This is a genomic window from Pseudomonas sp. FG86 (assembly GCF_057808775.1).
The window spans coordinates 1-11360 of sequence record NZ_JBMDIS010000133.1; the positions used below are offsets into that span (position 1 = coordinate 1).

Annotated in this window: 14 protein-coding genes; 3 read left to right on the forward strand and 11 right to left on the reverse strand. The window is 64.2% G+C overall.

Annotated elements, in window-relative coordinates; translation table 11 throughout:
* Positions 1-426 precede the first annotated feature (426 nt).
* The 11 genes from ACODSV_RS34485 to nirS all read right to left on the reverse strand — a co-directional run bounded on the left by ACODSV_RS34485 (position 427) and on the right by nirS (position 9337).
* Positions 427-1881 carry a nitrite reductase gene (locus ACODSV_RS34485; protein WP_102625672.1) on the reverse strand — a complete coding sequence of 485 codons (1455 nt, stop codon included), beginning with the start codon at positions 1879-1881 and terminating at the stop codon, positions 427-429.
* The gene (gene cobA, locus ACODSV_RS34490; protein ID WP_024074989.1) at positions 1878-2702 is read right to left on the reverse strand and encodes a uroporphyrinogen-III C-methyltransferase; all 825 of its coding nucleotides are present in this window, start codon (positions 2700-2702) and stop codon (positions 1878-1880) included. Before cobA ends, ACODSV_RS34485 begins: the two co-directional genes overlap by 4 nt.
* A 69-nt stretch (positions 2703-2771) precedes the next feature.
* Entirely contained in the window at positions 2772-3929 is a 1158-nt protein-coding gene (gene nirJ, locus ACODSV_RS34495) for a heme d1 biosynthesis radical SAM protein NirJ (RefSeq protein WP_150055270.1), read from the reverse strand.
* Between the two features lie 9 nt (positions 3930-3938).
* A complete protein-coding gene (gene ahbB, locus ACODSV_RS34500; RefSeq protein ID WP_150055271.1) occupies positions 3939-4442 on the reverse strand; it encodes a siroheme decarboxylase subunit beta in 504 nt (167 codons plus the stop codon).
* Positions 4417-4860, reverse strand: a complete 444-nt coding sequence (locus ACODSV_RS34505) for an Lrp/AsnC family transcriptional regulator (protein ID WP_489047383.1) — start codon at positions 4858-4860, stop codon at positions 4417-4419. Before ACODSV_RS34505 ends, ahbB (ACODSV_RS34500) begins: the two co-directional genes overlap by 26 nt.
* Entirely contained in the window at positions 4853-5368 is a 516-nt protein-coding gene (ahbB, locus tag ACODSV_RS34510) for a siroheme decarboxylase subunit beta (protein WP_150055272.1), read from the reverse strand. The genes ACODSV_RS34505 and ahbB (ACODSV_RS34510) overlap by 8 nt, the downstream gene beginning before the upstream one ends.
* Entirely contained in the window at positions 5365-5823 is a 459-nt protein-coding gene (locus ACODSV_RS34515) for an Lrp/AsnC family transcriptional regulator (protein WP_024074994.1), read from the reverse strand. The genes ahbB (ACODSV_RS34510) and ACODSV_RS34515 overlap by 4 nt, the downstream gene beginning before the upstream one ends.
* A 1-nt stretch (position 5824) precedes the next feature.
* The gene (locus ACODSV_RS34520; RefSeq protein WP_150055273.1) at positions 5825-6994 is read right to left on the reverse strand and encodes a cytochrome D1 domain-containing protein; all 1170 of its coding nucleotides are present in this window, start codon (positions 6992-6994) and stop codon (positions 5825-5827) included.
* Positions 6991-7308 (reverse strand): c-type cytochrome, encoded by a 318-nt coding sequence (locus tag ACODSV_RS34525; protein WP_024074996.1) that lies wholly within the window; start codon positions 7306-7308, stop codon positions 6991-6993. Before ACODSV_RS34525 ends, ACODSV_RS34520 begins: the two co-directional genes overlap by 4 nt.
* 16 nt (positions 7309-7324) lie before the next feature.
* Positions 7325-7639, reverse strand: a complete 315-nt coding sequence (locus ACODSV_RS34530; protein ID WP_150055274.1) for a c-type cytochrome — start codon at positions 7637-7639, stop codon at positions 7325-7327.
* 24 nt (positions 7640-7663) lie between these two features.
* Positions 7664-9337, reverse strand: coding sequence for a nitrite reductase (gene nirS, locus ACODSV_RS34535; protein WP_069076383.1), 1674 nt, complete (start codon positions 9335-9337; stop codon positions 7664-7666).
* A 195-nt stretch (positions 9338-9532) separates the two neighbouring features.
* On the opposite strand from nirS, the gene ACODSV_RS34540 reads away from it, so the two are divergent.
* Genes ACODSV_RS34540 through ACODSV_RS34550 form a run of 3 tightly spaced genes read left to right on the forward strand, consistent with a single transcriptional unit; the run spans position 9533 to position 11103 of the window.
* Positions 9533-10309, forward strand: coding sequence for a CbbQ/NirQ/NorQ/GpvN family protein (locus ACODSV_RS34540; RefSeq protein ID WP_041160914.1), 777 nt, complete (start codon positions 9533-9535; stop codon positions 10307-10309).
* On the forward strand, positions 10293-10865 hold the full coding sequence (locus ACODSV_RS34545) for a cytochrome c oxidase subunit 3 (protein ID WP_150055275.1): 573 nt from the start codon (positions 10293-10295) through the stop codon (positions 10863-10865). Before ACODSV_RS34540 ends, ACODSV_RS34545 begins: the two co-directional genes overlap by 17 nt.
* A 7-nt stretch (positions 10866-10872) precedes the next feature.
* On the forward strand, positions 10873-11103 hold the full coding sequence (locus ACODSV_RS34550) for a cytochrome C oxidase subunit IV family protein (RefSeq protein WP_150055276.1): 231 nt from the start codon (positions 10873-10875) through the stop codon (positions 11101-11103).
* The last annotated feature ends 257 nt before the right edge of the window (positions 11104-11360 follow it).

Consider the following 11360-nt stretch of genomic DNA (forward strand, 5'->3'; position numbering starts at 1 on the left):
GGTGTACTCGATAAAAAATGTGGGAGGGGGCTTGCCCCCGATGAGGGAGTGTCAGCCACTTAGTTGTTAACTGACCCGGCGCCATCGGGGGCAAGCCCCCTCCCACATTTGGATCTGCATCCATCAGGTAGACCTGAGTCTGTTTTTGCTCTGTCTTTTGCCGCCCTGGAACCGACCGGAGTTGTGCCTGGTGTACTCGATAAAAAATGTGGGAGGGGGCTTGCCCCCGATGAGGGAGTGTCAGTCACTTATTTATTAACTGACCCGGCGCCATCGGGGGCAAGCCCTCTCCCACATTTGGATCTGTATCTATCAGGTAGATCTGAGTCTGCTTTTGTTCTGGTTTTTGCGGCCCTGGAACCGACCGAAGTTGTGCCTGCTGTACTCGGTTAAGTGTGGGAGGAGGCAGTCTTTGAACACCATGGCTCAATGTGATGTCCCTTCGGCAAACTCCACCTTGTTCCCCACGTTGTACTTGCCCGACGGTTTGTTCATGGGGATGCGCTTGATCTCTTTCAGCGTCTGGCTGTCATACACGATCAACGCGCCGTCGGTGGCCCAGATACTCAGCAGCAGGTAGCGGCCATCCCGGGTGAATTCCACATGGGCCGCGGTCTTGCCTGGCATCGGCCGCAGGGTGTGGGCGATCTCCAGGGTCTGCTTGTCGATCAGGTGGATCGCATCGTTGTCCGGCCCGAAGAACACGTCGCTCCACACATAGCGCGAGTTCACGTGGCTGCGCATGAAAAAGCCTGGCCCGAGGGTGGGGATCTGTTTGATCAGCGTCCAGGTCTTGAGGTCTATCACCGAGATTTGCCCCTTGCTGATATTCGGCGTGGCAAATACCCACTGGCCATTGCGTTGCCAATACGTTCCCGAACCCAGGTGCGGCATGCCGGACAGCGGGATATCGGTGACCACCCGACCGCTGTCCAGGTCAATCACCTGGCCGCCCCCGGCTTTGCGTGAGGTGGCCACCAGTTGGCGGTAATCCGGGGAGAAAGAAAAGTCATCAAGCACGTCCTGGGCCTGGATGCGCCGGGGTTCGAAGCTGGGCTGGGCAGCGGCATAGGACAACTCCCAGACTTCGTTCACGTCCTTGAGCGCCACGATAAAGCTGTTGCGCGGCGGCGCGGTGTAGACCGCGCTGACGCGGGAGGCTGTGTCCAGCGTCTTGACCAGGGACAGGTCGCGCGCATCCAGCAGCACCAGGTTGCCCGGCAGGTAGTTGCCCGCCAGCACCCAGCGCCCGTCCTTGCTCACCGCCAGGTTGCGGGTATTGAGCCCGACGCGGATTTCGGCGATCAGCTTGAGGTTGTGCAGGTCATATTGGCTGATCCAGCCGTCGCGCGAGGCGAAGTACACAAAACGCCCGTCGGGGGAGAATTTTGGCCCGCCGTGCACCGCAAAATGGGTGGGGAAGCGGTCCAGCACGGTAAAGGTGTCACCGTCGAGAATGTCGATGTGATGGTCGCCCGACTCCACCACCACGAACAGGTTGAGCGGGTCGGCGTGATGTTGCGGTGTGGTGGGCAAGCGGCTCACATCCGCCAATACCGTGTGGCTGCTACGGATAGCCTGCTCATCCCAGCTCACCGGCGAATCGGGCGGCTGTTGCAGCAAGCTCGCCAGGCCGTCGATCTGTGCCGCGCTCAGCTGTGGCGCGAACGCGGCCATCTGGCTGGCGGGGCGGCCTTGTTCGATGACCTTGCGCACTTCCTCCGGCTTGATCCGCCCCAGGCTTTCCGGGAGCAACGCCGGGCCGCTGGCGCCGATGCGGTTGAGGCCGTGGCAGCCTGCGCAGAGGCGTTGGTAGTCCTCGGCCGGCGTTCCGTGGGCGGCCGAGGCCCAGAGCAGCGGCACCAGCAGCAGGCGTTTCATACCGCCACCGCTTCACGGGCCGGGGTCAGGCTGGCGGGGAAGTGCAGGGCGGTGTCGGCGAACAGGTTGACCACGTGGCCAATCACGGTCAGGGTCGGCACCCCGGGCTCGCAGTCGGCGGCCAGGGTCGGTAACTGGCGCAGGGTGCCACGGGCCACGTGCTGGTCGGCGCGGGCACCATTGCTGATCAGCGCCGCGGGTGTGTCCCCCGGTAAACCCGCCGCAACCAGGTGTTCGGCGATCAGCGCCAGATTGGACAGGCCCATGTAGAACACCAGCGTCTGGCTCGGCTCTGCCAGGCTGGCCCAGGGCAATTTCAAGGCACCGTCGCGTTGCAGGTGCCCGGTGACGAAGCGGCAGGAGTTGACCAGGTCGCGGTGGGTCAACGGGATGCCGGCATAGGCGCTGCACCCGGACGCCGCGGTAATACCCGGCACCACCTGACAAGGAATGCCCCGCGCCAGCAGGTATTCCAGCTCTTCGGCACCGCGCCCGAAGATAAAGGGGTCGCCGCCCTTGAGGCGCACGACCCGTTGCCCCTGGTCGGCCAGGTCGGCGAGCAGTTCGTTGAGCTGGTCCTGGGGCAGGCTGTGACAGCCGCTGGCCTTGCCCACGTAGTGGCGCGCGCAGGTCAGCGGGATCAGGCTCAGCAGCTCGGCGCTGACCAGGCGGTCGAACACCACGGCATCGGCCTGCATCAACAAGCTCCAGGCACGCAGGGTCAACAGGCGCGGGTCACCGGGGCCGGCGCCCACCAACGCGACTTCGCCGGGGTGGAAGGGGCTGTGCAAACTGGCAGGTAGGGCGGTTGAAGTGTGCATGAGACGTCCTTGGTTCTTCATCAGGTAGGCAGCGCCCCCGGTTGTGTCACCGGGTGGTCGCGCCAGGGATCAGGGGGAGGGCCGCTGGGCGATCTCGGCGTCACTGAGGTGGCAGCCGGGGTCCGGGCCCCAGAGGTCGCCGTCGGCCCAGGCGCGGGTGCGCGTATTGCCGTTGCAGATCGGCAACCAATGGCACTCGGCACAACGCCCACCGATGGCACGCGGGTGTTCGCGCAGGCGCAGCAGCAACGGGTCGGGCTGGTCCAGCCAGAGTTGGCGGAAGGTGGTGTTGCGCACATTGCCCACCGAGTGCTGCCACCAGTAGGTGTCGGGGTGCACCTCGCCCGTGTTGTCGATATTGGCGATGCCGCTGCCGGAGGCATTGCCGCCCCAGTTGTGCAGCAGGTGCTCCAGCTGGGGGTAGTGTTGGGGCAGATGCTGGTGGACCCATTGCAGCAACAGCACGGCGTCGGCGTCGTTGTTGCCGCTGACGAAGTCACTGTCGATACCGTTTTCGATATCGTTCCAGGCCTGCTGGAAAATCAACCGCATGGCCTCGCGGCTCATCTGCCGGTGCGCGTCCAACTGGCGGCTGCGCTTGCCACGCCCGCTGTAGTTGAGGTGCGACAGGTAGAACTTCTGCACATCGTACGTGCGCATCAGCGCCAGCAACTGCGGCAACTGCGCGTGGTTGTCCTGGGTCAGGGTGGTGCGCAGGCCCACGCGAATCCCGGCCTCGCGGCACAGGCGGATGGCGTGCATCGAGCGCTGGAAACTGCCGTGCAATTGGCGAAAGGCGTCGTGGGTCGCCTCCAGGCCATCGATGCTGATGCCCACGTAGTCGAACTGCGCGTCGGCAACCTGCCGGATCGTGTGCTCATCGATCAACGTGCCGTTCGTCGACAGCGCCACGAAAAAACCTTTGTCGCGGGCATAGGCGCTGAGCTGGAACAGGTCCTCGCGCAGCATGGGTTCGCCGCCGGACAGGATCAACACACGCACCCCGGCGGCCTGCAAATCATCGATGACCTGAAGGGCCGCCGGGGTGTCCAGTTCATTGCGAAACACACTGTCGGCGCTGGTGGCGTAACAGTGTTTGCAGGTGAGGTTGCAGCGCCGCAGCAGGTTCCAGATCACCACCGGCGGCCGATCGCTGCCGGGCGGCGATGTACGGGGTGGCGGGCATTGGCCGGCGAGGGTACGCAAGTACTGACTGATCCGCAGCATGGGGCGCTCCTACGAGTGGGCCGGCGGCAGGCGCAGGCCGGTTTTTTTCAGGATGCGGCTGCTCACCAGCATCTCGTCGGCGCGGCAGGCATCCCCCAGCAGGAACCGCAGGTGTTCGCGGTAGCTGTCGATTTCCTCACGGCTGCGCCCATGCACCATGGCGAACAGGTTGTAGGGCCAGCCGGGGCGGCGCGGACGCCGATAGCAATGGCTGACAAACGGCTGCGCACCGAGCAGTTGACCCAGGCGCGGCAGTTGCGTGTCGAGTACGTCCCAGACCGTCATGCCGTTATGCCGATAGCCCAGGCGATAGTGGTTGGGCACCGCCGCGATACGTCGGATCGCGCCTTCGGCCTGCAGGCGCTTGAGCAGGTCGAGGGTCGATTCGACGCTGATGCCCAACTGCTCGGCGAGCCAGGCCCACGGGTCTTCCACCAGCGGCAGGCCGCCTTGGGTGAGGGCGACCAGGCGCAGGGCCAGGGGGGTGTCAGACCGGGAAATACAGACCGACATGGTAGGTGTGCTCCTTCGGCAGGTTGAGCACCGACAACCCGGTCAGGGCCTCGATGCGCGACAGGGTGGCGGCCAACTCCGTCTCGGTGGCGCAGGCGAGCACGAACCACATGTTCCAGCGGTGCTCGCGGCGGTAGTTGTGGGCGACCTGGGGCAGGGCGTTGAGCTGCTCGGCGACGGCGTCAAAGCGCGCCTCGGGTACGGCCAGCGCGGCCAGGGTGAAGGCGCCGCCGAGGCGCTCGATATCGAACACCGGGCCGAAGCGCGTGAGCACGCCGTCTTCGAGCAAATCATGCAGGCGGTCGAGCACTTCACCGGGGCGGCTGTGCAGTTCGGCGGCCACCTGCTGCCAAGGTTCGCGCACCAGCGGCAAGCCGAGTTGCAGGCGATTGATCAGGCGTCGATCAAGATCATCCATGGGCCCATACCTGCGAAGGGGGTGGGGCAAAACGTCCGCCGCATTGCTTGAAGGCGCGCGTGCTGAACAGCAGTTGATAGGGCAGGTCGCTGAGCAGCTGCTGCTCCAGCAGCGCGTGAATCTGCGCCTCGACCGCGCGGTGCTCGCGGCCGTGGACCATGCAGAACAGGTTGTAGCGCCACTGCGGCAGGCGCCGGGGACGCTGGTAACACAGGTTCACCCCCGGCGCGCGGCCCAGGCGCTGGCCGACCTCATCGACCAGCGCATCCGGCACATCCAGCACCAGCATCGCGTTGGCCACATAGCCCAGGGCGCGGTGGTTGAGCACCAAGCCGACGCGGCGAAACAAGCCCTGGTCGCGCCATTGCTGCATCTGTTGCAGCACCTGGTCGTGATGGGCGCCGATCTGTTCGGCGAGGTCTTCATAAGGCCGCGTGACGATAGGCAAACCGCGCTCCAGGCACTGGCGCAGGTCGAGCATTTGTTCCTGGGTCAGCGGCGTGATCACGGGTGTTCTCCCAGGGAAAACCCGAGGTCGATGCGGTAGGCGGTGAGCATCGGCAAATCCAGCGGGGTGAGGCCGGTGTCTTTCTCCAGCTCATCGAGGATTTGCTCCAGGTGCTGGCGGTGCGGCCCGGTCAGCACGAACCACAGGTTGTAGTGATGGTCGCGGGCATAGTTGTGGTTGACCTCTGGATATTGGTTGATCCGCAAGGCCACCTGCTCCAGGCGTTCGACCGGTACCGCCAGCGCCGCCAGGGTGCTGGCCCCCGCGCGGGTGTGCTCGAACACCGGGCCGATGCGCGACAGGGCGCCGGCCAGTTCCAGGCGTTGCAGGCACGCCATCACCTCGGCCTCGCGGCAACCCAACACTTGGGCCATTTCCCGGTAGGGCTCGGCACACAGAGGCATGCCGTGTTGGAAGCGTTCGATCAATTGCTGGCTGAGCCGATCAAGGTCCATCTCAATACCCCATTTTTTGCGCACGGAGGCTGAAGAAAATGCCGCTGGGACTCTGGGCCGGCAATGTCTTCAGCAGGGTCAGGCGGTACGGGTCCCACACTTGCACCTGTTCGCCGTCGCGCACCGACAGCCACAGTTGCTCGCCACGCCCGCTGAATTCCATATGCAGCACACCGGGGCCAGGGCGCAGGTCGGCGACCACCTGGTGGGTCTCGCTGTCGAGCACCTGCACCCGGTCGTTATCCGGGTAGGCGAAGTTGACCCACAGCTGGCGCCCGTCGGGGCGCGCGGTGACAAAAATCGGTTGGCCGGCCACCGCGATCGCGGCGGTTTGCTGCCAGGTGCGCGCGTCCATCACCAGCACCTGGTGGCGACCCACGGCGGGTACGAAGGCCTGGTTGTCGGCGACGGCCCAGCCTTCCAGGTGGGGCATCTTGTAGACCGGCAGTTTGGCCTGGCCGCGTCCGTAGTCCTTGAGCACGCGCTGTACGCCGCGCTCGGGGTGCCACAGGTCGAGCTGGGCCATGCCGTCTTCACCGAACAGCCCGGCCATGTAGTAGCGGCCATCGGCGGTGATCAGCGCGTCATAGGGTTGCTCGCCGATGTCCTTGAAGCGGGTGATGCGCGGCGCGTTGCCGTGGCTGAAGTCAGCGCTCCAGATTTCGCCCGTGTCGAACAGGCTGAACACGAAGCGTTGGCCGGGCGCATCCACCAGGCCCACCACCCGTGAGCGCTTGCCGTCGGGCAGGGCGGTGGCGGGGATATCCGCGACCTGTTGCAAGGTGTCGGCGTCGAACACCTTGACCCCGCCCGGCACATAGTTGGACACGGCGATCAGGCGGCCATCCTGGCTGATGGCGCCACCAATGCTGTTGCCGCCCTGGACGATGCGCCGCTCGATACGCTGGGTCAGCAGGTCGACCTTGGTCAAACCGCCGTCGCGGGCAAACACATAGGCGAAACGCTGGTCACGGGAAAACACCGCCGAGGCATGGGACAGGTCGCCCAGCCCCTCGATGCGCGCCAGTTCGGTCATACCCGTGCTTTCGATGATCTGCACGCTGCCGCTGGCACGTTCGATCACCAGGCCCAGGTCGCCACTGCCGCGCAACGTGGGCTGAGTGCAGGCGCCGAGCAACAGGCACAGGGATAACAGGGCGGGACGCATCATGGTGCGGGGCTTCCTTGCAAGAGGCGGTCGACCAGCCAGGCGATATCGCCGGCACTGAGCAGTGGGCCCCAGCCGGGCATGGCGCGGGCAGGGCGGCCGTAGGTGACAGTGGCGATCAGGCTGTCGCGACTGTGGTCGGCGAGGGCCAGGGGGGTGAGGGGCGGGCCCAGGCCACCGGTCAGGTGCAGGCCATGGCAGGCGCCGCAGTCCTGGGTCAGCAGGTGTTCAAGGCGGGCAGCGTCCGGGGTGGCCGCCGCCCGCGCGGGCATCAGCAGGAACAACGCCATGGCGGTACCGATTATCGATGCGTGCATGACGTGCTCCTTGTGGTTATTTCAAGGTCAGGACCCAATCGGCCAACACCTTGGCTTCGTCATCGGTGACCTGGTTCGGCGGCATCGGAATCGGCCCCCAGTTGCCCTGGGTGCCGTTCTTGATGTGGCTGGCCAGGGTCGCGGCGGCGTCTTTCACCCCGGCATTCTTGGCCGCGACATCCATCAAGGCCGGCCCCACCAGTTTGCTGTCGATGGTGTGGCAACCCACACAGGGCTTGCTGTTGAACAGGTCGTGGCCGTCTTGCGCCAGCGCCGGTTGCAGGCCGATGGCCGCCGTGCACGCCAGCAGTGCGAGGAGAGTATTTTTCATTGGATGATCTCGTGTTGATGGGGCTCAATAAATGTCGTGTTGGGTGTTGTAGACATTGAATTTTCCGGTCGGGGTGATCAGGCGCTTGTCCTTGATCACCTGCTTGAGCTTGAGGGTCTTGTCATCGATCACCACCAGCGCCGACTCTTCAGTCTGGCCGTTCCATACCGAGAACCACACCTCATCGCCCGCCTTGTTGTATTCCGGTTGCACAACGCGCAGGGCGCCTTGCTTGATCCCGGAATACTCGGCAATCGGCAGCACGGTGTAGCCCTTGTCCAGCTGGTTGATATCGAACACGGCGACCGATTGGCTGAGCTTGGCGTCAGGGTTGAGGGTGGTGTCGACGTACAGGTGATGGGAGTTGGGGTGGGTCTTTATAAACAGCGAACCGCCGCCCTGGCCCTTGAGGGATTCCACCTGTTTCCAGGCATATTGCGGGTGCTTGACCGGGTCGGTACCGATCACCGAAATACCGCCGTCGCCCAAGTGGCTGGTGGCCCATACCGGCCCGAATTTGGGGTGGTTGAAGTTGGCGCCACGGCCGGGGTGCGGGGTCTTGCCGACGTCCACCAGGGCGGTGAGCTTGCGCTCCTTGGAGTCGATCACCGCGACCTTGTTGGAGTTGTTCGCCGCCGTCATGAAGTAGCGGTGCGTGCTGTCCCAGCCGCCGTCATGCAGGAACGGCGCGGCGTCGATGGTGGTGATGGTGAGGTTCTTGATGTCCTGGTAATTGACCAGCATCACCTTGCCGGTTTCCTTGATGTTGACGATGAATTCCGGCCATTCGTGGGAAGCAATGATCGCCGCCACGCGCGGCTCGGGGTGATATTCCTGCTTGTCCACGGTCATGCCGCGGGTGGACACGATCTGCTTGGGCTCCAGGGTTTCACCGTCCATGATGGTGAACTGCGGCGGCCAGTAGGAACCGGCAATCGCGTACTTGTCCTCATAGCCCTTGAACTTGGAGGTCTCCACCGAGCGGGCCTCGATGCCCACCTTGATCTCGGCGACTTTGGTGGGCTCCAGCGGCCACAGGTCGATCATGTCGATCTTGGCGTCGCGGCCGATCACCAGCAGGTAGCGACCGGAAGCCGAGATACGCGAGATATGCACGGCGTAGCCGGTGTCGATCAGCTTGATGATCTGCTTGGTGTCACCGTCCACCAGGGCGATCTTGCCGTCGTCGCGCAAGGTCACCGAAAACAGGTTTTGCAGGTTGAGTTTATTCAGTTGTTTTTTCGGACGGTCTTCCGGTTTGACCAGCACTTTCCAGGTCTTGAGGGTTTCGGCCATGCCCCATTCCGGCGGGGTGGGCGCAGTGTGCTGGATGAAGGTGGCCATGGTGCTGATCTGCGCCTTGGTCAGCGCGTTGGAGGTGCCCCAGTTCGGCATGCCGGCGGGAGAACCGTAGGTGATCAGCGCTTCCAGGTACGCCTGGCCACGGGCCTGGGTGATATCCGGTGTCAGCGGCTTGCCGGTGGCGCCTTTGCGCAATACCCCATGGCAACCGGCGCAGCGCTCGAAGTAAATCTGCTTGGAGGCGTCGAAGTCAGCCTGGCTCATATCGGGGGCACCGGTGGTTTTCACCACGCCTGCCGCCGCGTCGCCATGGGCCGTGATCGGCAGGGCCAGGGCCAGGGCGCAGCTCAAGCTGGCGAGGCTCAATACCCAGGTTTTTCTGTTGCGAGTCAGCATTCCATTTCTCCTCAGGCAAGACCTTTGCGATGCCCGGCGAAGGCAGGGTAGAGCGCAGGTTCTTAGTGCCCGGCAAGACTAGGGTGTCGCGTCGCAATGTTCGCTTGACGGCGATCAAGTTTGCCGGTGTGCGTGCTTGCCAGGTTGTCGCAGGGGCCCTTAGCGTGGCAGTCGAACCCGTTGTGAGTACGCGTGATGACCGAGCCCTTCTACCAACCGCTGCATAACGAACAGCCGCTGTTCGAACACGCCTGGCGCCACCGCATGCCGGTGCTGATCAAAGGCCCGACCGGCTGTGGCAAGACCCGTTTCGTACAGCACATGGCGCACCGCCTGAACCTGCCGCTGTACACCGTGGCCTGCCACGACGACCTGAGCGCCGCCGACTTGCTCGGCCGCCACCTGATCGGCGCCGAGGGCACCTGGTGGCAGGACGGCCCACTGACCCGCGCCGTACGCGAAGGCGGTATCTGCTACCTCGACGAAGTGGTCGAGGCGCGCCAGGACACCGCCGTGGTGCTGCACCCGATTGCCGACGAGCGTCGCGAGCTCTATCTGGAACGCACCGGCGAAGTGCTCAAGGCACCGTCGTCGTTCATGCTGGTGGTGTCGTACAACCCTGGTTACCAGAACCTGCTCAAGGGCATGAAACCCAGCACGCGCCAGCGCTTCGTCGCTTTGCGTTTCGGCTACCCGCCAGTGGCCGACGAGGAACGCATCGTCGCCCGTGAGGCCGGCGTGGACGCAGCGCTCGCCGCCCAGATCGTGCGTCTTGGCCAGGCATTGCGTCGCCTCGATCAGCACGACCTGGAAGAAGTCGCGTCCACACGCCTGTTGATCTTCACCGCACGCCTGATCGGCGCCGGCATGAACCCGCGCGAGGCGTGCCTGGCCTGCCTGGCGGAACCGCTGAGCGATGATCCCCTCACCGTGGCTGCGCTGATGGATGTGGTGGATGTGCACTTCGCCTGAACCGCGCCGGCTGCCAGGTGACCTGGCGATGTGGTTTTTTATCCTCGCTGAGCTGTCGGTGTTTGCGATTCTGATCCTGGCATTCGCCGTGACCCAGGTACTCAAGCCCGAGGTGTTTGCTGACGGGCGCGCGCAGCTGGATACCTCGACGGGATTGGCGATGACCTTGAGCCTGCTGACCACGGGCTTGCTCGCGGCGTTGGCTGTGCAGCGCGTACGTCTGGGGCGCTCGCGCGAGGGCGGCGCGTTGTTGGTGGGCGCGTTGCTGGTGGCACTGGTGTACGTGGGGATCAAACTCGGCGAGTACGCCCACCTGGCCGCTGCCGGGCTGGGGCTGGAGCACAGCACCTTCTTCACCTTGTATTGGATTCTGACCGGGTTTCATTTTCTGCATGTGCTGCTGGGGATGGTGATTCTCGGGTGGCTGGCGGTGGGTTGTTGGCGGCGGGCTTATCCGGGCACTGGCTTGAGTGGGGTGGAGTCTGGGGTGCTGTATTGGCACATGGTGGATTTGGTGTGGGTGGTGTTGTTTCCGTTGGTCTATGTGATTGGGTGAGGTGCGGATGGGAGGTTCCCTGGGAGTGGTGGTGTGTTGGGCGGTGCTGGTGGCGCTGAGTGTTGGTACGGTCTTGACTGGCGCGTCTGGGCTGTGGGGAGTGGTGCTGGGGTTGGCGGTGGTGAAGGGGTGGGTGATTGTGGATGGGTTTATGGAATTGCGGCATGGGCCTTGGGGGTGGCGTTTGGCGATGGTGGGGTGGGGGGTGGTGATAGTGGGGGGGATTGCGTTGGTTTGAGCGGGGGGGTATTGGTTGCTGGGGTGATGAGTACATGGGCTGGTTGACTGAGTACATATCCATTTCTGCGGTAACGGCGACTGGCGGTTCCGCTCTTACAGCGGGTCACTTTTGGCAAACGCCCCAAAAGTAACCAAAAGGTCTATGCCCCACCACTCGGCACCTCGCTTAGGCTCGGTGTGCCCTCACTCCGGCTTTGGAGCGTGGGCCGCCGTCATGGGCCATCCCTGGCCCAGGACGGCTAACCCGGCGTCCTG

Coding starts and splice junctions, on each gene's coding strand:
- ACODSV_RS34485 (WP_102625672.1), bottom strand. CDS start 1,881: ATGAAACGCCTGCTGCTGGTGCCGCTGCTCTGGGCCTCGGCCGCCCAC.
- cobA (WP_024074989.1), bottom strand. CDS start 2,702: ATGCACACTTCAACCGCCCTACCTGCCAGTTTGCACAGCCCCTTCCAC.
- nirJ (WP_150055270.1), bottom strand. CDS start 3,929: ATGCTGCGGATCAGTCAGTACTTGCGTACCCTCGCCGGCCAATGCCCG.
- ahbB (WP_150055271.1), bottom strand. CDS start 4,442: ATGTCGGTCTGTATTTCCCGGTCTGACACCCCCCTGGCCCTGCGCCTG.
- ACODSV_RS34505 (WP_489047383.1), bottom strand. CDS start 4,860: ATGGATGATCTTGATCGACGCCTGATCAATCGCCTGCAACTCGGCTTG.
- ACODSV_RS34515 (WP_024074994.1), bottom strand. CDS start 5,823: ATGGACCTTGATCGGCTCAGCCAGCAATTGATCGAACGCTTCCAACAC.
- ACODSV_RS34520 (WP_150055273.1), bottom strand. CDS start 6,994: ATGATGCGTCCCGCCCTGTTATCCCTGTGCCTGTTGCTCGGCGCCTGC.
- ACODSV_RS34525 (WP_024074996.1), bottom strand. CDS start 7,308: ATGCACGCATCGATAATCGGTACCGCCATGGCGTTGTTCCTGCTGATG.
- ACODSV_RS34530 (WP_150055274.1), bottom strand. CDS start 7,639: ATGAAAAATACTCTCCTCGCACTGCTGGCGTGCACGGCGGCCATCGGC.
- nirS (WP_069076383.1), bottom strand. CDS start 9,337: ATGCTGACTCGCAACAGAAAAACCTGGGTATTGAGCCTCGCCAGCTTG.
- ACODSV_RS34540 (WP_041160914.1), top strand. CDS start 9,533: ATGACCGAGCCCTTCTACCAACCGCTGCATAACGAACAGCCGCTGTTC.
- ACODSV_RS34545 (WP_150055275.1), top strand. CDS start 10,293: ATGTGCACTTCGCCTGAACCGCGCCGGCTGCCAGGTGACCTGGCGATG.
- ACODSV_RS34550 (WP_150055276.1), top strand. CDS start 10,873: ATGGGAGGTTCCCTGGGAGTGGTGGTGTGTTGGGCGGTGCTGGTGGCG.